The sequence below is a fragment of the Yoonia sp. SS1-5 genome, assembly GCF_038443705.2.
GTDB lineage: Bacteria > Pseudomonadota > Alphaproteobacteria > Rhodobacterales > Rhodobacteraceae > Yoonia > Yoonia rhodophyticola.
This window is the reverse complement of the sequence record NZ_CP151767.2, coordinates 1,608,952-1,629,498: the sequence shown is the minus strand read 5'-3', so window position 1 is coordinate 1,629,498 and position 20,547 is coordinate 1,608,952. Positions and strand designations below refer to the sequence as shown.

22 protein-coding genes are annotated in these 20,547 nt (G+C 58.6%); 14 read left to right on the top strand and 8 right to left on the bottom strand.

Annotation, left to right across the window (positions count from 1 at the left end; genetic code table 11):
• Window positions 1-165: 165 nt before the first annotated feature.
• Both AABB31_RS09720 and tldD read right to left on the bottom strand, forming a co-directional pair.
• On the bottom strand, window positions 166-513 hold the full coding sequence (locus AABB31_RS09720; protein ID WP_342078342.1) for a hypothetical protein: 348 nt from the start codon (window positions 511-513) through the stop codon (window positions 166-168).
• A gap of 568 nt (window positions 514-1,081) precedes the next feature.
• Window positions 1,082-2,503: a metalloprotease TldD gene (tldD, locus tag AABB31_RS09715; protein WP_373635691.1), complete on the bottom strand. Its 1,422-nt coding sequence runs from the start codon at window positions 2,501-2,503 to the stop codon at window positions 1,082-1,084.
• A gap of 182 nt (window positions 2,504-2,685) precedes the next feature.
• On the opposite strand from tldD, the gene coxB reads away from it, so the two are divergent.
• The 10 genes from coxB (at window position 2,686) to AABB31_RS09665 (ending at window position 11,609) form a co-directional block, all read left to right on the top strand.
• Window positions 2,686-3,510: a cytochrome c oxidase subunit II gene (gene coxB, locus AABB31_RS09710; RefSeq protein WP_342078344.1), complete on the top strand. Its 825-nt coding sequence runs from the start codon at window positions 2,686-2,688 to the stop codon at window positions 3,508-3,510.
• 89 nt (window positions 3,511-3,599) lie between these two features.
• Entirely contained in the window at window positions 3,600-4,532 is a 933-nt protein-coding gene (gene cyoE / locus AABB31_RS09705) for a heme o synthase (RefSeq protein ID WP_373635690.1), read from the top strand.
• Window positions 4,532-4,735, top strand: a complete 204-nt coding sequence (locus tag AABB31_RS09700) for a hypothetical protein (RefSeq protein ID WP_342078345.1) — start codon at window positions 4,532-4,534, stop codon at window positions 4,733-4,735. Before cyoE ends, AABB31_RS09700 begins: the two co-directional genes overlap by 1 nt.
• Window positions 4,732-5,349 (top strand): cytochrome c oxidase assembly protein, encoded by a 618-nt coding sequence (locus AABB31_RS09695; RefSeq protein ID WP_342078346.1) that lies wholly within the window; start codon window positions 4,732-4,734, stop codon window positions 5,347-5,349. The genes AABB31_RS09700 and AABB31_RS09695 overlap by 4 nt, the downstream gene beginning before the upstream one ends.
• Window positions 5,350-5,375: 26 nt before the next feature.
• Entirely contained in the window at window positions 5,376-6,176 is an 801-nt protein-coding gene (locus AABB31_RS09690; RefSeq protein WP_342078347.1) for a cytochrome c oxidase subunit 3, read from the top strand.
• A 92-nt stretch (window positions 6,177-6,268) separates the two neighbouring features.
• A complete protein-coding gene (locus AABB31_RS09685) occupies window positions 6,269-6,949 on the top strand; it encodes an SURF1 family protein (RefSeq protein ID WP_342078348.1) in 681 nt (226 codons plus the stop codon).
• A gap of 4 nt (window positions 6,950-6,953) precedes the next feature.
• Complete coding sequence (thrC, locus tag AABB31_RS09680; protein WP_342078349.1) at window positions 6,954-8,336, top strand: threonine synthase; 1,383 nt, start codon at window positions 6,954-6,956, stop codon at window positions 8,334-8,336.
• A complete protein-coding gene (locus AABB31_RS09675; RefSeq protein ID WP_373635689.1) occupies window positions 8,337-9,605 on the top strand; it encodes a M16 family metallopeptidase in 1,269 nt (422 codons plus the stop codon).
• Window positions 9,605-10,189 carry a GNAT family protein gene (locus AABB31_RS09670; protein WP_342078351.1) on the top strand — a complete coding sequence of 195 codons (585 nt, stop codon included), beginning with the start codon at window positions 9,605-9,607 and terminating at the stop codon, window positions 10,187-10,189. Before AABB31_RS09675 ends, AABB31_RS09670 begins: the two co-directional genes overlap by 1 nt.
• Window positions 10,190-10,316: 127 nt before the next feature.
• Window positions 10,317-11,609: an MFS transporter gene (locus AABB31_RS09665; protein WP_342078352.1), complete on the top strand. Its 1,293-nt coding sequence runs from the start codon at window positions 10,317-10,319 to the stop codon at window positions 11,607-11,609.
• Window positions 11,610-11,663: 54 nt separating this feature from the next.
• Here the strand turns inward: AABB31_RS09665 and AABB31_RS09660 are convergent, their stop codons facing one another.
• Entirely contained in the window at window positions 11,664-12,068 is a 405-nt protein-coding gene (locus AABB31_RS09660) for a DUF6855 family protein (protein WP_342078353.1), read from the bottom strand.
• Window positions 12,065-12,487 (bottom strand): SRPBCC domain-containing protein, encoded by a 423-nt coding sequence (locus AABB31_RS09655; RefSeq protein WP_342078354.1) that lies wholly within the window; start codon window positions 12,485-12,487, stop codon window positions 12,065-12,067. Before AABB31_RS09655 ends, AABB31_RS09660 begins: the two co-directional genes overlap by 4 nt.
• Before the next feature lie 75 nt (window positions 12,488-12,562).
• On the opposite strand from AABB31_RS09655, the gene AABB31_RS09650 reads away from it, so the two are divergent.
• Window positions 12,563-13,177, top strand: a complete 615-nt coding sequence (locus AABB31_RS09650; RefSeq protein ID WP_373635688.1) for a helix-turn-helix transcriptional regulator — start codon at window positions 12,563-12,565, stop codon at window positions 13,175-13,177.
• A 10-nt stretch (window positions 13,178-13,187) separates the two neighbouring features.
• On the opposite strand, the gene AABB31_RS09645 is transcribed toward AABB31_RS09650, so the two are convergent.
• The 4 genes from AABB31_RS09645 to AABB31_RS09630 all read right to left on the bottom strand — a co-directional run bounded on the left by AABB31_RS09645 (window position 13,188) and on the right by AABB31_RS09630 (window position 17,407).
• Complete coding sequence (locus tag AABB31_RS09645; RefSeq protein WP_342078355.1) at window positions 13,188-14,177, bottom strand: ester cyclase; 990 nt, start codon at window positions 14,175-14,177, stop codon at window positions 13,188-13,190.
• Between the two features lies 1 nt (window position 14,178).
• Complete coding sequence (locus AABB31_RS09640; RefSeq protein WP_342078356.1) at window positions 14,179-15,057, bottom strand: carbohydrate ABC transporter permease; 879 nt, start codon at window positions 15,055-15,057, stop codon at window positions 14,179-14,181.
• A gap of 10 nt (window positions 15,058-15,067) precedes the next feature.
• Entirely contained in the window at window positions 15,068-16,093 is a 1,026-nt protein-coding gene (locus AABB31_RS09635; RefSeq protein ID WP_373635687.1) for a carbohydrate ABC transporter permease, read from the bottom strand.
• A 72-nt stretch (window positions 16,094-16,165) separates the two neighbouring features.
• On the bottom strand, window positions 16,166-17,407 hold the full coding sequence (locus AABB31_RS09630; RefSeq protein WP_342078357.1) for an extracellular solute-binding protein: 1,242 nt from the start codon (window positions 17,405-17,407) through the stop codon (window positions 16,166-16,168).
• 254 nt (window positions 17,408-17,661) lie between these two features.
• Between AABB31_RS09630 and AABB31_RS09625 the strand changes: the two genes are divergently transcribed.
• Genes AABB31_RS09625 through hisD form a run of 3 tightly spaced genes read left to right on the top strand, consistent with a single transcriptional unit; the run spans window position 17,662 to window position 20,544 of the window.
• Entirely contained in the window at window positions 17,662-18,711 is a 1,050-nt protein-coding gene (locus AABB31_RS09625; protein ID WP_342078358.1) for an ABC transporter ATP-binding protein, read from the top strand.
• The gene (locus AABB31_RS09620) at window positions 18,708-19,193 is read left to right on the top strand and encodes an ester cyclase (protein ID WP_342078359.1); all 486 of its coding nucleotides are present in this window, start codon (window positions 18,708-18,710) and stop codon (window positions 19,191-19,193) included. The genes AABB31_RS09625 and AABB31_RS09620 overlap by 4 nt, the downstream gene beginning before the upstream one ends.
• A 40-nt stretch (window positions 19,194-19,233) precedes the next feature.
• Window positions 19,234-20,544: a histidinol dehydrogenase gene (hisD, locus tag AABB31_RS09615; protein WP_373635686.1), complete on the top strand. Its 1,311-nt coding sequence runs from the start codon at window positions 19,234-19,236 to the stop codon at window positions 20,542-20,544.
• The last annotated feature ends 3 nt before the right edge of the window (window positions 20,545-20,547 follow it).

Below are 20,547 nucleotides of genomic sequence, written 5' to 3'. Positions count from 1 at the left end.
AAGTCTTTCGCCGCATCCCCCAAAACGACGGCGAAAGACAAAAAAAATGACCGTTCAATACTTCTATGAATACTGGTTGAAAATGATGGTTTCGCGGAGGATTTTGTAAAAAAGTCACTCGTTAAATGCTCAGGTCGCCGGTCCGGCGACCCGAGCAGTTACGCACTAGCGGGCCACATGCCAGACACCGCCAACACCATCGCCATTTGTGTCACCAGGGGCGCTGTCACCTTGCCAGAAGTAAAGCGGCTCACCGCCTTTGGCCCATTGGCTGGTCCCATCACGGCGCTCAATGATCGAAAATCCGGCAGGCGCTGCCGCCCCGGCCTGTGCCAGATATGGGGGCCAGCTGACGGCACAGCTATCATAGCAATTCGATGTACCGGCGCTGTCCTTGTCAAAGGTATAAAGGGTCATCCCGTTCGGGGCGGCCAGGACACTATGCCCATCGGCGTAAGCCTCATCACAGGCGGTGACCAAAACGGCGGCGGCAAGTGCTGCAATCAATTTCATCTCAAAACTCCTACTGTTATCTGAAGGAACGCCCCAAACGGGCAGTCCAAATTTGTTTTCGTACTGGTAAGTGCCGCCCGGTTCGAAAAAGGTTCAAAAAAAGTTTTTCGTCGCTCCTGCCGCGAATAGGCGGGCGCTGATCACAGGTACCAATTGCGTCAAAGTCACGAAAAAGCGGCTGCAACAGCGCCCGATGGCCGGGATCTGCAAGTCAGCAGTGGCCTTGGTCGTCGCCGACAATCAGGAACGCAAAGACCATATGGCAGAGATCAAGCGCAAAGGAAGTCGTGCCGGGGCACGATCCTTTGTTGCAGTAAAGGCCATTAAAGGAGCGGCATCAAACCGCGACAGGTCCACTCGCAAGTGGCGCCGCATTAAGTGGGCTCTGCGATATGTCATGACGCACAGCGCGGCTGTCAGGGCCAGCGTCCAATATAGATATAGACCGGACGCGCTTGTTTTGTCCTGCAAACGCCTGAAGTTGATTGCGGAGATATGCGAAACTGGCCACGTGGCTGTCTCTTGAAAGACTGGTTGGGTCCAGTTCATGGCCCCTGTGACGCTGCAACTAGGTTGCCGCCCCGCCGACGGTCAGCCCGCCGATCAACAGGCTTGGTTGCCCGACCCCAACCGGCACCCATTGTCCGGCCTTGCCGCAATTGCCGATGCCGGGATCCAATTCCAGGTCGTTACCGACGCCGCGGATTTGCTTGAGGGCGGTGGCCCCGTCGCCAATCAGCGTCGCGCCTTTCACGGGTGCGCCCACAACCCCGTTCTTGACGCGATAGGCTTCGGTGCAGCTGAATACGAACTTGCCGTTGGTGATATCAACCTGGCCGCCGCCAAATCCGACCGCGTAGATGCCGTCTTTCAGGTCCGCCACAAGCGCGTCGGGTGGCGTGTCGCCGGCAAGCATGTAGGTATTTGTCATCCGCGGCATCGGCGCGTGCGCAAAGCTTTCGCGCCGCCCGTTTCCAGTGGGGGCGACGCCCATCAGGCGCGCATTTTGCCGGTCCTGCACGTAACCCACCAAAACCCCGTCTTCGATCAGGGTATTCTTGCCGCTGGGTGTGCCTTCGTCATCGACGGTAATTGATCCGCGGCGGTCAGGGATGGTGCCATCATCCAGCACGGTCACACCGCTGGCCGCAATTTGCTGACCCATCAGCCCCGCAAAGGCGCTGGAGCCCTTGCGGTTAAAGTCGCCTTCCAGCCCATGCCCGATGGCCTCGTGCAGCAGGATGCCCGGCCAGCCGGGGCCAAGCACAACATCCAGCACACCGGCCGGTGCGGGTTCTGCCTGCAGGTTGACAAGGGCAATGCGCAGCGCCTCTTGCACGACCGGCTGCCAATGTTCCGGTGTGATCAAGCCGGTTAGCCCGGCGCGTCCGCCCCCGCCCATGGCCCCGCTTTCACGCCGCCCGTTTTCCTCGACGATGACGCTGATATACAGCCGCGACATCGGGCGCGTATCGGTGACGAGCATGCCTTCGGGGCGCAGGATCACGACCTCCTGATGTGAGGCGGCAAGCGAGGCGCTGACCTGTACCACGCGTTTATCCAGTCCGCGCGCAAAATCGTCGATGTCGCGCAGCACATCAATTTTGACCGGAAAGCTGGCCTGAGCCATCGGATTTTCGTCCGTATAGAGTTTGCGGTTCGTGCCTGCGGGGGCAGCAGCCATCGTGCCGCCGCCGTCGCCAACGGCCAGCCGGGCGGTTGCCACGGCACGTTTCAGCGCGTGCTCGTCAATTGTTGTGGAATGGGCATATCCGGCGGTCTCGCCCCTGACCGCACGCAGGCCAAATCCTTCGCTGGCGTCAAAGCTGGCTGTCTTGATGCGCCCGTCATCAAGTGACAGCGCCTCTGATCTGCGCCGCTCGAGGAAAAGTTCCCCGTCATCCGCGCCAGCGGTTGCCTCGCGCAGCAAAGCGAGCGCCCGATCGGGATCAAGCATCGTCTCGAAGGGGCGAAATGGGTCGTCGGACATGCGGTTTCCTTTAAGGGGGCTGATTATTGTGGCGAAAAGCGTCTGTTTGCCGCAACAGGGGTTCTTGAGTTGTTTCGCAGGATATGGGAGACGGACGTCAAGATACAACGGGATTCCATCCATCCCTTGGATGGGGCCGCCAGGGGCTGCATCGCAAGGTGCGACGATATTAGGTGAAGAATATGCGACTGAAAACCTTAACAACCTCACTTTGGACAACGGCTGGTCTTGTGATCGCCGGCAGTTCCGCGATGGCGCAGGACGTCAACCAGGAACTCGAGATTGTCGGAAAGCCGCAACCGGGTGGCACAGGTTTTCAGCCAGCCGCAACCGAGCTGGCCCGTGATGTCCAGTGGCTGGACGGCATGTTGTTGGTCGTCATCACGCTGATTTCGCTGTTTGTGACCGGCCTGCTGGCCTGGGTCGCGATCCGCTATAACCAAAAGAAGCAGCCTGTTCCTGCAACCTTTACCCATAACTCGCCTCTGGAAGTGGCCTGGACCGTCGTTCCGATTGTGATCCTTGTCTTTATCGGGGCGTTTTCGCTACCTGTGTTGTTCAAACAGCAGGAAATTCCCGAAGCGGATATCACGATCAAGGTCACCGGCTACCAGTGGTACTGGGGCTATGAATATGTCGATGAAGGCGTCAGCTTTGAAAGCTTCATGCTGGCGCGCGATGAGTTAGAAGAATTCGGCTACAGCCAGGACGAATATCTGCTGGCGACCGACACAGCTGTCGTCGTTCCCGTTGGCGCAACAGTGGTCATGGATGTGACTGCCGCAGATGTTATCCACTCCTGGACGATCCCTGCTTTTGGGGTCAAGCAGGATGCCGTTCCCGGGCGTTTGGCGCAGTTGTGGTTCGCAGCCGAGCGTGAAGGCATCTATTTTGGCCAATGTTCGGAACTTTGCGGCAAGGATCATGCCTATATGCCGATTACCGTAAAAGTGGTCAGCCAGGAAACCTACGACACCTGGATGAGCGAAGCAAAAGGAACGTCCTGATCCCGTTTGAGGATGGGTCAAGACCCATCCTACGACGGATCGCGTGACCCGCTGTCGCGCTTTGTCAGGGCAAGTCCGGAAGGTAGCAGATGAGTGACATCAGCATGCAAGAGGCGCCGTATGAGGCAAGCATGGGTGACTATTTCGCCCTGCTGAAGCCACGCGTGATGTCGTTGGTCGTGTTCACCGCGCTTGTTGGCCTGTTGGTCGCACCCGTCCCGGTACATCCGTTCATCGGGTTTGTGGCCATCCTTTGCATTGCCGTCGGCGCAGGTGCATCAGGCGCCCTGAACATGTGGTGGGATGCGGATATCGACGCAAAGATGCGCCGGACTGCTGGTCGTCCCATCCCCTCGGGCCGTGTTGCTCCTGGTGAGGCGCTGGGCATTGGTCTGGGCCTGTCGGGCTTTGCGGTGATCCTTCTGGCCCTTGCGACGAACTGGCTGGCTGCCGGGATCCTGGCATTCACGATTTTCTTTTATGCGGTCATCTATTCCATGTGGCTCAAGCGGGCCACGCCCCAGAATATCGTTATTGGCGGGGCTGCAGGCGCATTCCCCCCAATGCTGGGCTGGGCGGTGGCAACAGGTGGCGTCAGCGTCGAAAGCATGCTGATGTTTGCGCTGATCTTCATGTGGACGCCGCCGCATTTCTGGGCGCTGGCCCTGTTCGTGAAATCCGACTACGGGAATGCCGGTGTGCCCATGCTGACCGAGACACATGGGCGTGATGCCACGCGTCGTCACGTGATTGTCTACACATTGCTCCTTGTTCCGGTTGCGATTGGCCTTGGTTTCACGTCCATCGGTGGCCCGGTCTACCTGGCCGTGGCTGCCGTGATGAATGCCTGGTTCCTCAAAGGCGCGTATGATATCTGGCGCCGGACTGACGCCGATTGCGAGGCTGACAAGCACAAGGTCGAAATCGGGGTGTTCAAAGTATCGCTCTACTATCTTTTTGCGCATTTCGGGGCCTTGTTGGTCGAGGCCGCCTTGCGTCAATCCGCTCTTGGGGGCTGGTGATGGCAATCAAGGTCGAACACGAACTGCACAACCGCCGCAAGGGGCGGAATGTTGGGGTGGGACTATTGCTGATTGGCTTTATCGGCATCGTTTTTGGATTAACCGTGGTCAAGGTCCTGCAATTGGGCGATGCGGCCCAGTTTGAAAAATTTGATCATGTGGCGCGCCCGCAGATCGTGCCGGTTGAAGGGGGCAGCGAATGACACTGTTTCCAAAACTGAAAGGCCCGCAACGGACCGCTGCGCAGGCAACCAGTGTTGTCATCCTGATGGGTGCGCTCGCATGGGCATCTGTTCCGTTTTACGACTGGTTTTGCCGGGTCACCGGCTTTGGCGGGGCCACCAATGTCGCCGAGGCCGGCAGCGACGTGATCCTTGATCAGACAATCACGGTCCGCTTTGATGCATCGCTGGAACGCGATATGCCGTGGACGTTCAAACCCGAAGTGCGCGAGATGGAGATCCGGATCGGCGAAACCGGTTTGGCATTTTACGAAGCGCATAACCCTTATGACGTGCCTATCGCGGGCCAGGCTGCCTACAACGTGACGCCTTACGAGGCCGGCGCGTTTTTCGACAAGATCGAGTGTTTCTGCTTTACAGAACAGGTGTTGCAGCCCGGGCAGACCGTCATGATGCCGGTGAGTTTCTTTGTGGACCCGGCCATCGTTGACGACCGCGAGGGGCAATATGTTCATACGATCACGCTCAGCTACACGTTCTACCAGATAGATCTGCCCGAGGACGCCCGCCAGGCTACTCTGCAGACACCATCCACTTTGACACCGGCGCCTGAAGGCGCCATAGAAACATACTAACGACCAGCCGATAGGGAGCGCAGCACATGGCGCACGCAAAGAACCACGATTACCACATTCTCCCGCCATCCATCTGGCCAATGATCGGCGGCATTGGCGGGTTCGTCATGCTGTTTGGGGCCGTGATCTGGATGCATGGATCCGGACCCTACATGTTCCTGGCCGGGCTCGCGGCGATCCTCTACGTGATGTATGCGTGGTGGGCCGAAGTGGTGGCCGAAAGCCGGGTTGGTGATCATACGCCTGTCGTGCGGATCGGCCTGCGCTATGGGTTTATCATGTTCATCATGTCCGAAGTGATGTTCTTTGCCGCCTGGTTCTGGTCCTTTTTCAAACATGCGATGTATCCGATGGGTCCGCAAAGCCCTGCGGTTGATGGGGTCTGGCCACCTGCGGGGATCGAAACGTTTGATCCCTGGCATCTGCCGCTGATCAACACGCTGATCCTGCTCTGCTCTGGGGCCGCGGCCACCTGGGCGCACCATGCGCTGGTGCATGAAAATAACCGCGAAGATATGAAATGGGGGCTGATCCTGGCCGTTGCGCTGGGCGCGCTGTTCACCGTGTTCCAGATCTACGAATACAGCCACGCGGCATTCGGGTTTTCGGGCAACATCTACGGGGCCAACTTCTTTATGGCGACGGGCTTTCACGGGGCGCATGTCTTTATCGGGACGATCTTCCTCCTGGTCTGCCTATTCCGGCTGCAAAGCGGGCATTTCACCCCGGAAAAGCATGTGGGCTTCGAAGCGGCCGCCTGGTACTGGCACTTTGTTGATGTGGTCTGGCTGTTCCTCTTTGCCGCTGTGTACGTCTGGGGCGGCTAACAGGCGCCACGCCCGTAAGATGGATCTTGATCCATCCCACCTGATCAAAACGCGCGAGGGGCCTCGCGCGTTTTTCTACGAAAAGGCCCGCGATGCTGCGTAAGATACTCTTCCCACTGATCCTCGGGATCGCCGGTTGCGGCGTGTTGATCAGCCTTGGGCTATGGCAAGTAGAAAGGCTCGCCTGGAAGGAAGACATCCTTGCGAATATCAATGCCCGGCTGGCAGAAGAACCCGGCCCGCTGCGAGATGACGTCACCGAAGAAGCAGACGAATATACGCGGGTCACTCTGCAAGGCAGGGCAGTCGGCGATGAACTGCATGTGCTGACCTCCGGCACGCAGGCTGGAACCGGCTACAGGGTGATCACGGCTTTCGAAACCGATAAAGGCACAATCATTCTGCTCGACAAGGGGTTGCTGCCTCTTGAGGCAAAAACGGCACCGCCACCCGATGGACCGGTTCAGGTCACGGGGACGCTGCTATGGCCCGACGACAAGAATAATAACACACCGGCCCCCGATCTGGACAAGAACATCTGGTTTGCCCGCGACGTAACCGACATGTCAGCAAAGCTGCAGACAGCGCCGCTGATGGTGGTCGCCAGCAGCACAAGCCCGGCTGATCCGCGTCTGACACCGCTCCCGGTCAGCACGACCAATATCAAGAACGACCATCTTGAATATGCGATCACTTGGTTCTTGCTGGCCTTGGTCTGGGGGATTATGAGCCTGTACCTGATCTACAGGACGACCACGCCAAAGGACGGCTGACGCGATGCAATATATCTCGACCCGTGGGCAAGCTCCGGCCCTGACATTCGAACAGGCCATGTTGACCGGTCTGGCACGCGATGGGGGCCTTTACGTCCCTGACACGGTGCCAACGCTGACACCGGCCCAGATTGCTGCAATGGCAGGCAAATCCTATGAAGAGGTCGCCTTTGATGTCATGCGCCCCTTTATTGGCGATACGTTTGACGGCGCCACCTTCAAAACGCTGATTGCAAATGCGTATGCCGGGTTTGGCCATGCCGCGCGCGCACCGCTGGTGCAACTCGACAGCAACCACTACCTGCTGGAACTTTTCCACGGCCCCACGCTGGCGTTCAAAGACTTTGCCATGCAGCTGATCGGGCAGATGTTTCAGGCAGCACTCAGCCGGTCCGGGGACCGGGTCACGATCGTCGGGGCTACGTCCGGCGACACCGGCTCTGCCGCGATCGAGGCCTTTCGGGGTCTGGCTGCCGTTGACGTCTTTATCCTCTACCCGCATGGCCGGGTGTCCGAGGTACAGCGCCGCCAGATGACCACCCCGACCGAGGACAACGTGCATGCGCTTGCCGTGGATGGCGACTTTGACGATTGTCAGGCCATGGTCAAAAACATGTTCAACGACTTCGCCTTTCGCGAAGCGGTAAAGCTGGCAGGCGTGAATTCCATCAATTGGGGCAGAGTGCTGGCACAGGTGGTGTACTACTTCACCGCTGCCGTATCGCTCGGCGCGCCGCATCGGCAGGTCAGCTTTACAGTCCCTACCGGAAATTTCGGCGACATCTTTGCAGGCTATATTGCCAAAAGGATGGGACTGCCGATTGCGGATCTGGTTGTTGCGACCAACCGCAATGATATCCTGCATCGCACATTGCAGACCGGCGCCTACACCAAGGAAGGGGTTGCACCCACAATCAGCCCGTCCATGGATATTCAGGTCAGTTCGAACTTTGAACGCGCCTTGTTCGATGCATATGGGCGGGATGGGGCGGCTGTGGCTGGGCAGATGGATGACCTTAAATCAGGGGGCTTCCAGATCAGTCAGGGTGCCTACCAGATGCTGAAGGACACGTTCAAATCCGGCCGCGCATCCGAGGATGAAACCCACCAAGCGATCAAAACCTACCGGCAGAACCATGGCGAACTGCTCTGCCCGCATACGGCCGTGGGCGTGCACGTGGCCGAGGCGCATCTTGGCCCCACCCCGATGGTCACATTGGCAACGGCCCATCCGGCTAAATTCCCAGATGCGGTAAAAGCGGCCTCTGGCGTCACGGCACCCCTTCCCCCGCGCATGGCCGACCTGTATGACCGGCCAGAGCGCGTGACGCGCGTAGCGGGGGAGCTGGCGGCCATTCAAGCTGTCATCAGGGAGCGGATCAGCTAATTGACGATTGAACTGCATACATTGTCCAACGGCTTTCGGATCGTGACCGAGCATATGCCGGGGCTGAAATCGACAAGCATCGGAATCTGGGTGCAGGCGGGCGGGCGGCACGAGCGTATCGAGCAAAACGGCATCGCCCATTTCCTAGAACATATGGCGTTCAAGGGAACCAAGACACGCAGCGCGCTACAGATAGCCGAAACCATCGAAGACGTGGGCGGCTATATCAACGCCTATACCAGCCGTGAAATGACAGCCTATTACGCGCGGGTTCTGCAGGATGATGTCGCACTTGGTCTGGATGTGATTGCCGATATCCTGCTCAACCCGGTCTTTGACCCCGCCGAGATCGAGGTGGAACGCGGTGTGATCCTGCAGGAAATCGGGCAGGCGCTGGATACGCCCGACGATATCATTTTTGACTGGCTGCAAGAGGCCGCGTTCCCGGATCAGGCTTTGGGCCGCACGATCCTTGGCCCGACAGAGCGTGTCAGCGCCTTTTCGCGGGATGATTTGCAAGGTTTCGTTGGCGAACATTACGGCCCCAACCAGATGATCCTTGCCGCAGCCGGTGCCGTTGACCATGCGGCCATCGTGGCACAGGCCGAGGCCCTGTTTGGCCATTTGCCTGCGATCACCCGCTCACCTGATCTGATGCAGCCTGCGGTGTTCAGCGGCGGCGAACGACGTGAACACAAGGCGCTCGAGCAGGTGCATTTTGCCATGGCGCTTGAGGGACCCACTTATCGCGATCCGGCAATTTATACAGCGCAGGTTTATGCCTCGGCCATGGGTGGGGGCATGTCCTCGCGCCTGTTTCAGGAGGTCCGGGAAAACCGTGGCCTGTGCTACACGATCTTTGCGCAGGCCGGGGCCTATGAGGACACCGGGCTGACGACGATCTATGCGGGCACCAGTGCTGCACAAATCGCCGAACTGGCCAATATCACCATGGACGAGATGAAACGGGCCGCTGATGATATGTCTGCGGCCGAGGTGGCGCGTGCCCGGGCGCAAATGAAAGCCGGTCTGCTGATGGGGCTGGAAAGCCCGTCGAACCGGGCTGAACGGCTGGCCCGCCTGTTGTCGATCTGGGACCGGATCCCATCCATTGACGAGACTGTCGAACGGATTGACGCGGTCACGACAGGTGATGTCAAAAGCTTTGCCGCGCAGATGGCAGGTCAGGCCGGGACGGCCATGGCGCTCTATGGTCCGGCAGAGGCCGCACCGGGTCTCGAGGCGCTGAAAGCACGGCTTGCCGCCTGATGCTGGGCGCAAAACGCAAGGTCCGGATTGAAACCGAACGGTTGACCCTGCGCCCGCCTCAACATGGTGATTTTCGGGCATGGTCCACGCTGCGCCGCGATAGCGAAGACTTCCTGCGCATGTGGGAGCCAACATGGGCCCCTGACCATCTGTCACGCAAGGCCTTTACCAATCGGGTCTATTGGGCGCAGCGTTCGATTGCGAATGGGACGGCGATGCCGTTGTTCCTGATCCGGCGGACCGACGACATGCTGGTGGGGGCAATCACGCTGGACAATATCCGGCGCGGCCCGGCCCAGGCGGGGACCACCGGCTATTGGATCGGCGCCCCTTACGCCCGGCAGGGCTATATGCGCGAAGCGATCGCGGCCGTCGTCCATCACGCGTTTACGGTGCTTGATATCAGCCGGGTCGAGGCCGGGTGCCTGCCGGAAAATGAGCCGTCACGACGATTGCTGGAAAAATGCGGCTACAAATATGAAGGGGTCGCGCAAAGCTATCTGCAAATCAATGGACGCTGGCGGAACCACGTACTCTACGCCAATCTGCGGCACGACCGGCGCGGAAAGACGGATGTCGGTTAAGGGGCGCGCGACGTGCGTTGGGTGAGTAAAACCGGACCCTCTTGAACGAATGTTTACTGTGGCGCGGCACAAGTTCTGGCTCGCTTAATGTGTTGTGCATGTTGACAGCAACGGCGATGCTGCAAAGATGGCCACCGAAATCGAGTTTTCTTTCGCAGCACTGAACGCATCAGCGCGACGGCACATTCGCGTATTTCAACTGCACCAGTTCCTTGACCGTTTTGCGATGGGACTGACAGTTGCCGTTGTTGTTCTGGCCTTGACTGATCGCGGCATGGACCTCTTTCAAATCTCGCTTCTCTTCGGGGTCTACTCGCTCACGACGATGGCGATGGAGCTGCCATTCGGTGGTCTTGCCGACAGCATTGGCCGCAAGCCGGTCTTTTTGACAGCGGTCGTCGCCAGTCTGGTTTCGCTTGTGCTGTTTCTCTCGACGGCGGACTTCTACATTCTCGCGCTTTCATTTGCATTCATCGGTTTTGGTCGCGCGCTCAGGTCAGGCACGCTTGATGCGTGGTTTCTCGAAACTTTCAAGGCCGCAGCACCGAATGTGGATCCCCAGCCCGCACTGGCCAAAGCGCAATGGGCCAATGCGGTTGGGTTGGCCATTGGTGCCGCGATTGGCGGCCTTCTGCCCGATATTCTTGGCCAGGTCGCAAAGCGGCTTGGGTTCAGCATCTATGATGCGTCCTACATGGCAAGCTTTGCTGTGATGTTGGGCGTGTTTGCGTTCACGGTGGTGGCCATTGTCGAAAAACCGCGCTCCAAGGGCGTCGCGGCTCTCAAGCATGGTTTCGCGAATGTTCCAACGGTCATGAAAGACGCCAGCCTGTTGGCGCTTAGACATCCGACTCTTTCGATCCTTCTGGCAGGTTTGGCGTTGCTTCTGATGGCAACCAACCCTGTTGAGGTGATCTGGCCGACCCATGCAAAGCCGATGTTGGATGAGGGTTACGCAAACACTGTCATCGGTATCATGACTGCGACCTACTTCTTCTCAATTGCTTTGGGGGCATCTCTGTCGGCGCATATCAGTCGGATCTTCAGGCGACGGCACGCCATGACGCTTGCGGCGAGTTTTGCTTGCTTGGCAGTCGTGCAGATCGCCTTGGCGCTGCAGGGTAGTATCCTCGGCTTTGTGACGGTATTCATCCTGTACGCTGTCATCCTTGGGGTCAGCGAAACGCCGGGCACCTGCATTTTGCATCGTTGCGTCGAAGACCGTCAACGGTCGACCATGCTCTCTCTGAGATCGTTGATACAACAGTTGGGGGCCGCGTTGGGTCTGGTGTTGGCCGGAGCTATCGCGGAGATTTACACGACACCGGTCGCATGGATTGTCGGTGCCGGGTTTCTGTTCTTTGCAGTGATACTGGTTTTGTTGTTGATCAGACGGTCGGCCGTAGACACCGATAGCTGACATTCCCAAACAGCGCGGTCGCCGACAAGACCCAATGATCCGCCCCCGACCGCATCAAATGGCCCTGATCCGGTTGTTTCGCGCGTTGTGTTCCAGCTCTACCAGTCCCAGCATTTCCAATACGGGGCTGACGTAGTTGGCGAACCGCCCGCGATAACCTTTGCGCAATCCGTAATAGCCGCCGACCGGATTTGCCGGATCGCGCGCCCAGTGTTCCAGCGTGCCGGCCTTGGTCGGTTTGCCTTCATCCGCGTTGCCCAGTGGCATCCAGTCACCGTATGCCACCAGCATCGCATGCGCATCTTTGATCGCGCGCCATTGATATGAAAGTTGCGTCTTGCCGACCTGGATGACCAACCGGTCCTCGTCGCGCCAGGCTTCGAACGCGGACGATAGCGGCGGTGTTTTCAGTATCCACGGGTCGCCCGCCACGCCCATGCCATAGGTGACGCGGTTCATGGCGTGTCCTCTGCTGCTGCTTTCAGTGCGTTTGCGAATGTCTCAAAGCTGGGTTGTAGATCCGGAATGAACCGCGTGATCAGGCCTTTCAGCGGTCCGGAATAAGTCTCGCGCATATCGAAACGCGTCCCGGTGCCGATTGGGGTCAGGCTGAATTGCCGGTTCCCCAGAAACAGCCCCAAAGGCATGCCACCATGCCATTCCATTCGCTGCGCGGGCTGCATCACCGCGACCTTGATCGGAAAGGCGCGCTTGGGGTCAACCGTTGACCATAGTTTGAATGATTGTCCGGCTGCGATCCGCCCGTCGATCCGGATGATGCTGAAACTGCCGTCTGACAGGCGATTTGCGTCGGTCAGAATGGACCAGACGGTTTCCGGTGGCGCGGCGATGTCGCGGGTGACGTGATAGGGTGTCATGCATGCTCCTTGTCTTGACACCACAGGGCTTAGCAACCCTTATATGACATCTTATGTCATGTTTGAGGGCTTGTCTTGCGCGCCTCCCGCCTTTTGCAGATCCTTTTGTTGCTTCAGAACCGGGGCCGATTGACGGCGACACAACTTGCGACCGAGCTGGAGGTGACCCCGCGCACGATCCTGCGCGATGTGGACGCAATGACCGAGGCGGGCCTGCCGATCATCGTGTTTCAGGGCAATCAGGGTGGGATCGAGCTTGGGTTTAATTATCGCACACGCCTGACGGGCCTGGATCGGGAGGAGGCCGAGGCGCTGGGCATCATCCTTGGTGCAGCGCAGCCCGCATTGACCCAGCTGGGCCTGGCCGACGCGGCCCGGCGCGCGACTGCAAAACTGATCGAGAGTTTCCCGGACAAGGTGCGTGATGTCACCCAGATGGCGATCAAGAGGTTTCCAATCCATGCCCATCAGCTGCCGGAGGACCCGCGCGTTGCGGCCTTTGCGGCTGCGGTGCGCGGCGGGCGCATTGTGCGGATCAGGGCCAGCAGTGACGCGGCGCAGGTGGTGCATCCCATCGCGGTCCGTCTGTCCCCTGATGGCTGGTATATTGGCGACGCCTTGACTGGCGACGATATCCCGCTGGATCAATGCGGGGATATCAACATCTCGGCACACAGATTTGCCTGTTAGGGTCCGGCCCCTAGAGTGTTTCCATCCGCCCAAGCACGTCATTGCCCTGCATATGCAGGAAATGCAGGATGTCGATGAAAATCCAATTCTCGGCCAGTTTGTCCCCATCCCGCCGGTACATATCAACCACCCGCATGTCGGCGGGCGTCCCAGCCGGCAGCCCCATATAGCCGCCTGCGTTTGTGAGGGTCAGGTTTGCCCAGCCAAAGAACCCGCCGAAGTTACCTTCGGCCATGCGGCAGACATGTCCGTTATAGACGCGGTCCTTGATCTGGGTCCGGAAGGGGCGCTGATGCTGGTCGATATAGCGGTCGATGGTGTAGGTCGCCCCAATCCCCTCTGGCCCCCACCAGAGCATATCGTCATGCCAGCATTGCGACAGCTCTTCCTGCCGGGTCGCATATTTTTCGTGCCCGTTGATGTCGCCGATCATGCGGTTGATCAGGGCGAGCGTCGCCTGACCCTCCACCGGATCAGCGTCATCGCGCAGCAACCCGTCATGGGTGGCGGGGCCGGGTTGAACCAGATGCATGCCGGTTTGCGGGGGCAGGGGATATTGGCCGGCCTGACGCATCAGATGGATTAGATCGCAGAACAGGGCGGTTTCGACGATCTTGCCGTTCTCAATCCGGTTGAATTCGGCATAGCGCAACATCGCGATCCGCCGATGCGGTTTGATGCCCAGAAACGGCGCATCAAACAGCCCCATCAGATGGCCCATCGAGGCCACCCAGACCGAGTTGAACCCGTCAATTTCATTTTTGCCCGCGAAAAAGATATCCTCGCGGCGCTGGACCCGGGATATAGCGCTCAGGAAGGGGGACCAGAAAGTATCGGCGACAGCCTGCGCCCCGTGTTGTTCATGAAACGGATGCATTCCGCGCCAATGCCAGTCAGGGCTGACCCGTTCAGCCAGGACATCGGCCACGGTGTCCGGCGTGGCCTTGGCCAGTGCCGCGTAATGCGCGCGCACCAGCGCCTTCTCAGTCTGGAAACTCATTTTAGCCTTTCACGGCACCGGCGGTCAGGCCCGATACGATCTGGCGCTGGAAGAACAGGATCATCACGAATAACGGCGCTGTCACCGATACAACCGCCGCCACCGCGAACATGACGTTGCCTTTGGTTTGTGTCGTCCCGAGGAAGCTGAAGATCTTGGGGATCATCGTGTGGTTTTCCTTGGACAGCAGCATTGTTGTGATCGCGAAGTCGTTGAACGCCAGCAGGAAGCTGAACAGCCCCGTGGTGATCACACCCGGCCACATCACCGGGATGATTACGTGCCGGAAGGCCTGGAACCGTGTGCACCCATCGACCATCGCGCTTTCGTCCAGGTCTTGGGGGATGTTCTTGAAGAATGAATGCAGCATCCAAAGGGTGAATGGTTGGTTGATGGCCACAAGCACGATGATCGTCGTAGACAGGTGCCCCCAGAGGTTCCATTCGAAGAAGGGCAGCAGGTATCCCGATACCAGCGTCACTGGTGGCATCGCCCGGAAGATCAGCGCAAAAAGCAAAAGCCAGAAAGCATAGCGATAGGGCGAGCGGGACAGCGCATAGCCCGCCAACGTTCCACAGGTCAGCGAGATCGTGACAACGCACAGGCAAACAAGGCCAGTGTGCCAGGCGGCCCGCCAGAACTCCTCTTGAATCCAGGCACCATAGTAGCCGTCACCGGTGAAACTGCCCCCGGTTTCGACCTTGGTGAGCGTCCCGAAGAGCGAATTCGCCCAATCAGCCTTGGAAAAGAAATCCCCTTCAACCTTGAACGATCCCCAAAGCGTCCAAAGAAAGGGGAAGGCGGCCAAGATCAGCCAAAGGACAAGGAAACTGCTGGCCAGAAAGCTGACACTCAACGGGCGGCGGGTGGCGATGGACATGAGCGTTCCCTTACTTGCGTGTGCCGAAGTCGCGCCATGTGCGGACCAGAACGGGTGAAAGCAGCATGGCGACAAAGATGATTGTCAGCACAGAGGTTGCCGCAGCAGAGGACAGAAGCCGTGTTTCGCCCCCCAGATCGTTGAAGATCGCGTATGACAGCGATGTGGCATGTGCCGCCGCGCTGAAGCTGATAATTGGCTCAAACACCCGGAAGTTATCCATCAGTTGGATCAGCGCGATGAATGTCGTCAGCGGCGCCAAATGCGGAACCACGACATAGCGGATCCGCTCCCACCGGCTGGCCCCGTCGATCAGGGCGGCCTCAAGCGTGTCCTGGTTCACGGTTTGCAGACCCGCATAATAGACGATGAACGCGAAGGGGGCAGAGTGCCAGACCCCGTAAAACATCAGCATCGCCCACATCAGCGGGGTTGAGGCCTTGACCGACAAGTTCGGATCATTGGCCAGCCATTGCAGACCGGTGCCCAAGATACCGCGCGCATCGACCATCCAGAAGATGATCAGCGACCCCACCAGCGGGGTCACAATCATCGGCAGCAGCGAGAAAAAGATCGTTGGCCCGCGCAAGGCCTTGGCCACGGAGTTCACCGCGATGGCGACCATGAACCCCAGAATGATCGTCAGCGGGGTGACGATGGCCGTATAAGTTATGGTAAAGCCCAAGGCACTGTAGAACGGCAGGTTCATCAGGCTTTTGCCGAAGTCGGGCAACCCGTCGGCATTGATCCAGGCGCTCGCAACCTCGGACAGGGCCAGATGGTTGCGATCCTTGTAGATATCCAGACCGGCCCATTTGCCCAGCGGCTCGGCGGCCTCTAGCGCTGCGGTTGCCTCTTGGTCGACGGTGGTCTCAACGGTGCAGCCGAAGGGGCCGCAGTTTTCAACCTCGATAATGACTTGTTCGTGCTTGGAATAGAGCGATTGGGTAACGACTGAGACAATCGGCAGCGCGATGAACAGGACCATCAGGAACACTGACGGCAGCACAAACCAGAAGAATGTCTTATGTTTCATCAGCCGCGCCCCCAAAGCTATGCGGAAAGAAGTCGGTGAGGGGGACAAACGCCCCCCTCACATCAGTCAGGCTTACTGAAGAAAGCCGTTTTCAGTGGCCGCAGCGGTATAGGCGGCTTCGATATCGGCCAGTGTCTGCTCGGCGCTTTCATTGCCCTGCAGGAAGTCTGCGATGTTGTCACCCAATGCGGTGTGCAACAGGCCTTGGAACGGCACCATCGGGTAGGGCGTTGAGCCGGCAGCAACAGAGGCCAAAACGCCCTCGTTCACAGGGGCAGGCTCGAACCCATCCATCAGCCAGACAGCTTGCGACATGGTCTCATCGTTGAGGATGTCAGAAGAGACGCCAGCTTTCATCGCCTTGAAGGTCGTAGCCGCATCTTCATCGCTGATGTTCTTGGCCACAGTCCAGCCATCCCACCATAGTGTCGTGGCAGGCGTGCCGCTGTCGCCAACCGTCAGGGGGCCGCCGACTTTGGTGTTTTCATATACGACGGCTTCTGATCCTTCGTCGTCCATCAATACGCCCGTCCGGCTGCCCCACATGTTCATCAGGGCCACGTTTCCTGCTTCCCATTCGGCGGATGTCGCGTTGCTGTCATGGGTCAGGTAGTCGGGGTTCATGTATTCGGACAGCGCTTTCATCATTTCCAGCGCTTCGACGCCTTGCGCGTTGTTGATGCTGACTTGCGCGGTGCCGGGCTCAAAGAAGCTGCCGCCGGTGCCGATATACATGTTGGTGAATTCCTGGGCCAGGTTCCAGCCAGCTGCATAAGCACCGCCAACGGGGTATTCCATGATGCCGGCTTCGCGGATCTTTGCGGCCGCATCCAGAACTTCCTCATAGGAGGTCGGGACCTCTGCGCCGATCTGCTGCAGTACATCGGCCCGGTAGACCAGATGCTGCGCATTCGCCATGAAAGCGACGGCCATGACCTTACCATCGACGGTGATCAACTGCTGCTTTGGGATGTCCTGGCCAAACTCTGCAACAAGATCGTCAAGCGGCTGAATGACGTCTTCGTTGATCAGTGCCACGATGGATGAGTTGGCAACAATCGCGGTAGTGTACTCCGCCGGATTGCCGGTCATGCCCGCGACGTTCAGTGTCTGATGTTCTGATGTCAGGTTAGCCTCGGCGCCGTCACCGGCACAGGCCTGGGCTGCGGCAGCGACAGTTTGAATCGCAGGAAATTCGTTGCCGATGATGTTCAACCGGCCATCGCCGCAATCGGCATGGCCACCGGCAAGGGCGGCACCTGTGCTTAACGCAACGAAAGCCGTGCTCAGTGTCAAATTTCTCATAAGTGTCATATGCTTATAGTCTCCCAGTTGTACGGCATTTCCGGTTATCCGGTCGCCATTTGCGGCGCTTTTCACCGCATTGATTTTTCTCGCGACCGAATCGGATTCGCGTTGCATACGTTTGCAATTAACCTTCAAACTGCAGCGTCACGCAAGAAACTTTTCGCAATTTTCCAGCAAATGTCGAGAAAGAAAATTAGGGGCTTGCGCGATTTGTGGAATCAGGCGAATGTTTTTGCAAACGTATGCAAGGGGGTGTGCACATGGCCGAAATTCAGCTGCGCAACGTGAGCAAGCGGTGGGGGTCATTCGTTGGTGTGAAGGAATTTGACCTGACCATTGCCGATCAGGAATTCCTCGTGCTGCTCGGGCCATCTGGTTGCGGCAAGACGACAACCATGCGGATGATCGCGGGTCTGGAAGACGCATCAGGCGGCGATATCCTGGTTGACGGAAAGCGGATCAACGACCTTGACCCAAAAGACCGGGATGTGGCCATGGTGTTCCAGTCCTACGCGCTTTACCCAAACATGAACGTCTACGACAACATCCGCTTTCCGCTGAAAGTACGCGGTGTGCCGCAATCCGAACATGACGATCGGGTCAAACGCGCCTCGGCGATGGTCGAACTCGACGAGTTCCTGCACCGCAAACCGGCTGAGTTGTCGGGCGGGCAACGCCAACGCGTGGCCCTTGCCCGTGCGGTTGTGCGCGAACCAAACGTGTTCCTGATGGATGAACCGCTGTCCAATCTTGATGCCAAGCTGCGCGTGTCGACCCGTGCGCAGATCAAGAACCTCAGCCACGAATTGAAGACAACCACAATCTACGTGACCCACGATCAGATCGAGGCGATGACCCTGGCCGACCGCGTTGTGGTGATGAACAAGGGTGTCGTGCAACAAGTCGGCACCCCGACCGAGATTTACGACAACCCCGCCAACACATTTGTCGCGGGCTTTATTGGCTCGCCCGCAATGAACCTGATGGATGGGGTATTGGAAAACGGCACCTTTACTGCTGAAAACATAAATATCCCCGGCCTGACGACAGGCCACAATGGTCCCGTGACACTGGGCTTCCGGGCCGAGGATGCAACCGTCGCCGACGGTCAGTCACAGGCGAATTCGCAGGTCTACTCGCTTGAACTGCTGGGCGAGGCGACAATGGTCACCATGCGCGCTGCCGGCACGATCATTTCCGTCAAGTCGGGCAAGGACTACCGGGTCGACATTGGCGACAGCGTCAGCGCCAGCATTCCGGCCAGCATTTGCCACCTTTTCGATGCGTCAACCGGGGACCGCCTGACATGAGCTATGATGAACAAACCGCAGCCTCGCTTGCTGCCGTGAAACGCATGGAAGACGGGCTTGCCGCGGGCGAGAACGACATGACCAAATATTTCACACCTGATTTTCTGTGGCGCGGCAATCAGGGCTGCGGCACCAAAAAGGGGGTCGAGGAATTTCGGCGGAACTGGCAGTTACCGCTGCGGGCAGCATTCAGCGACCGCGCATACAAGACCGAAAAATTCATGGCCGACGGTGACTGGGCGGCGTGTTTTGGACATATCGAGGCCACGCATTCCGGCGTGTTCATGGGGATCGCACCCACCGGCAAGCGTGTCAAAATCCCATACATGGATTTCTGGCGGGTCGAGGATGGGCGGATCGCCGACAATCCGGTTTCGGTCGATTTCGCCTCGGTGATGCAGCAACTGGGCGTCGACGTGTTCGGCGGGCAGGGCTGGGAAAATTACGACAATGGCAGTGCGACACCTGCGACACCAGACTAGCGCCGTCCCGGATCATATCCGGGATGCGGAGGAACCAAGCATGACTATCACCTACATCAAATCCGGCAAACCAGAGGCGGAACGGGCCGAAGATGACGCCAAGGTGCGCAAGATCGTCGAAAATACGCTCGCCGATATCGCGGACCGTGGTGATGCCGCGGTCCGTGATCTGTCCGAAAAATTCGACAAATATAGCCCATCCAGCTTTCGCCTCACCCAATCCGAAATTGACGCGGCCATGTCCAAGGTCACGACCCGTGATATGGAAGATATCAAGTTCGCGCAGACCCAGATCCGGCGCTTTGCCCAAGCGCAGCGTGCCTCCATGACGGATATCGAGGTCGAAACCATGCCGGGCGTGGTTCTGGGGCACAAGAACATCCCTGTTCAGTCCGTCGGCTGCTACGTGCCTGGGGGCAAGTTCCCGATGGTCGCTTCGGCCCATATGTCTGTCCTAACGGCGAATGTGGCAGGCGTGCCGCGCATCGTGGCCTCTGCCCCGCCGCAAAATGGCGAACCACATCCGGCAATTGTCGCGGCCATGCATATGGGTGGCGCACATGAGATCTATGTGCTTGGGGGCATGCAGGCCGTGGGGGCCATGGCGCTTGGTACAGAAACGATTGATCCGGTGCATATGATCGTTGGCCCGGGCAACGCCTTTGTCGCCGAAGCCAAGCGGCAATTGTTCGGGCGGGTCGGCATCGACCTGTTTGCAGGGCCAACCGAAACCATGGTCATCGCGGATGAGACGGTCGATGCAGAGCTTTGCGCGACCGACCTGCTGGGACAGGCCGAACACGGGTATAATTCGCCCGCCGTCCTGCTGACCAATTCCGAAAAGCTGGCCAGGGAAACCCTGTCTGAAATTGACCGGATCCTCGATATCCTGCCCACGGCGGAAACGGCACGCACGTCGTGGGAGGATTATGGTGAGGTCATCCTCTGCGACACCTATGAGGAAATGCTTGCTGTGGCCGATGCTATTGCGTCCGAGCATGTGCAAGTCATGACGGACCGTGATGATTGGTTCCTCGAAAACATGACCTGCTATGGCGCGTTGTTCCTGGGGCCGCGCACCAATGTGGCCAATGGCGACAAAGTCATCGGCACCAACCACACGCTGCCCACCAAAAAGGCGGGCCGGTATACGGGGGGGCTCTGGGTTGGGAAATTCCTCAAGACCCACAGCTACCAAAAGGTGCTCAGCGATGAAGCCGCGACCCTCGTGGGCGAATATGGCTCACGTCTGTGCATGCTCGAAGGCTTCGTTGGGCATGCTGAACAATGCAACATCCGGGTGCGCCGGTATGGGGGAAAGAACGTCGCCTACGGCACTGCCGCCGAATAGCCT

Coding starts and splice junctions, on each gene's coding strand:
- AABB31_RS09655 (WP_342078354.1), bottom strand. CDS start 12,487: ATGACACCCTATCACGTCACCCGCGACATCGCCGCGCCACCGGAAACC.
- AABB31_RS09720 (WP_342078342.1), bottom strand. CDS start 513: ATGAAATTGATTGCAGCACTTGCCGCCGCCGTTTTGGTCACCGCCTGT.
- thrC (WP_342078349.1), top strand. CDS start 6,954: ATGCAATATATCTCGACCCGTGGGCAAGCTCCGGCCCTGACATTCGAA.
- AABB31_RS09690 (WP_342078347.1), top strand. CDS start 5,376: ATGGCGCACGCAAAGAACCACGATTACCACATTCTCCCGCCATCCATC.
- tldD (WP_373635691.1), bottom strand. CDS start 2,503: ATGTCCGACGACCCATTTCGCCCCTTCGAGACGATGCTTGATCCCGAT.
- AABB31_RS09625 (WP_342078358.1), top strand. CDS start 17,662: ATGGCCGAAATTCAGCTGCGCAACGTGAGCAAGCGGTGGGGGTCATTC.
- AABB31_RS09620 (WP_342078359.1), top strand. CDS start 18,708: ATGAGCTATGATGAACAAACCGCAGCCTCGCTTGCTGCCGTGAAACGC.
- AABB31_RS09645 (WP_342078355.1), bottom strand. CDS start 14,177: ATGAGTTTCCAGACTGAGAAGGCGCTGGTGCGCGCGCATTACGCGGCA.
- AABB31_RS09665 (WP_342078352.1), top strand. CDS start 10,317: ATGGCCACCGAAATCGAGTTTTCTTTCGCAGCACTGAACGCATCAGCG.
- AABB31_RS09700 (WP_342078345.1), top strand. CDS start 4,532: ATGGCAATCAAGGTCGAACACGAACTGCACAACCGCCGCAAGGGGCGG.
- AABB31_RS09635 (WP_373635687.1), bottom strand. CDS start 16,093: ATGAAACATAAGACATTCTTCTGGTTTGTGCTGCCGTCAGTGTTCCTG.
- cyoE (WP_373635690.1), top strand. CDS start 3,600: ATGAGTGACATCAGCATGCAAGAGGCGCCGTATGAGGCAAGCATGGGT.
- coxB (WP_342078344.1), top strand. CDS start 2,686: ATGCGACTGAAAACCTTAACAACCTCACTTTGGACAACGGCTGGTCTT.
- AABB31_RS09660 (WP_342078353.1), bottom strand. CDS start 12,068: ATGAACCGCGTCACCTATGGCATGGGCGTGGCGGGCGACCCGTGGATA.
- AABB31_RS09640 (WP_342078356.1), bottom strand. CDS start 15,057: ATGTCCATCGCCACCCGCCGCCCGTTGAGTGTCAGCTTTCTGGCCAGC.
- AABB31_RS09630 (WP_342078357.1), bottom strand. CDS start 17,407: ATGACACTTATGAGAAATTTGACACTGAGCACGGCTTTCGTTGCGTTA.
- hisD (WP_373635686.1), top strand. CDS start 19,234: ATGACTATCACCTACATCAAATCCGGCAAACCAGAGGCGGAACGGGCC.
- AABB31_RS09670 (WP_342078351.1), top strand. CDS start 9,605: ATGCTGGGCGCAAAACGCAAGGTCCGGATTGAAACCGAACGGTTGACC.
- AABB31_RS09695 (WP_342078346.1), top strand. CDS start 4,732: ATGACACTGTTTCCAAAACTGAAAGGCCCGCAACGGACCGCTGCGCAG.
- AABB31_RS09685 (WP_342078348.1), top strand. CDS start 6,269: ATGCTGCGTAAGATACTCTTCCCACTGATCCTCGGGATCGCCGGTTGC.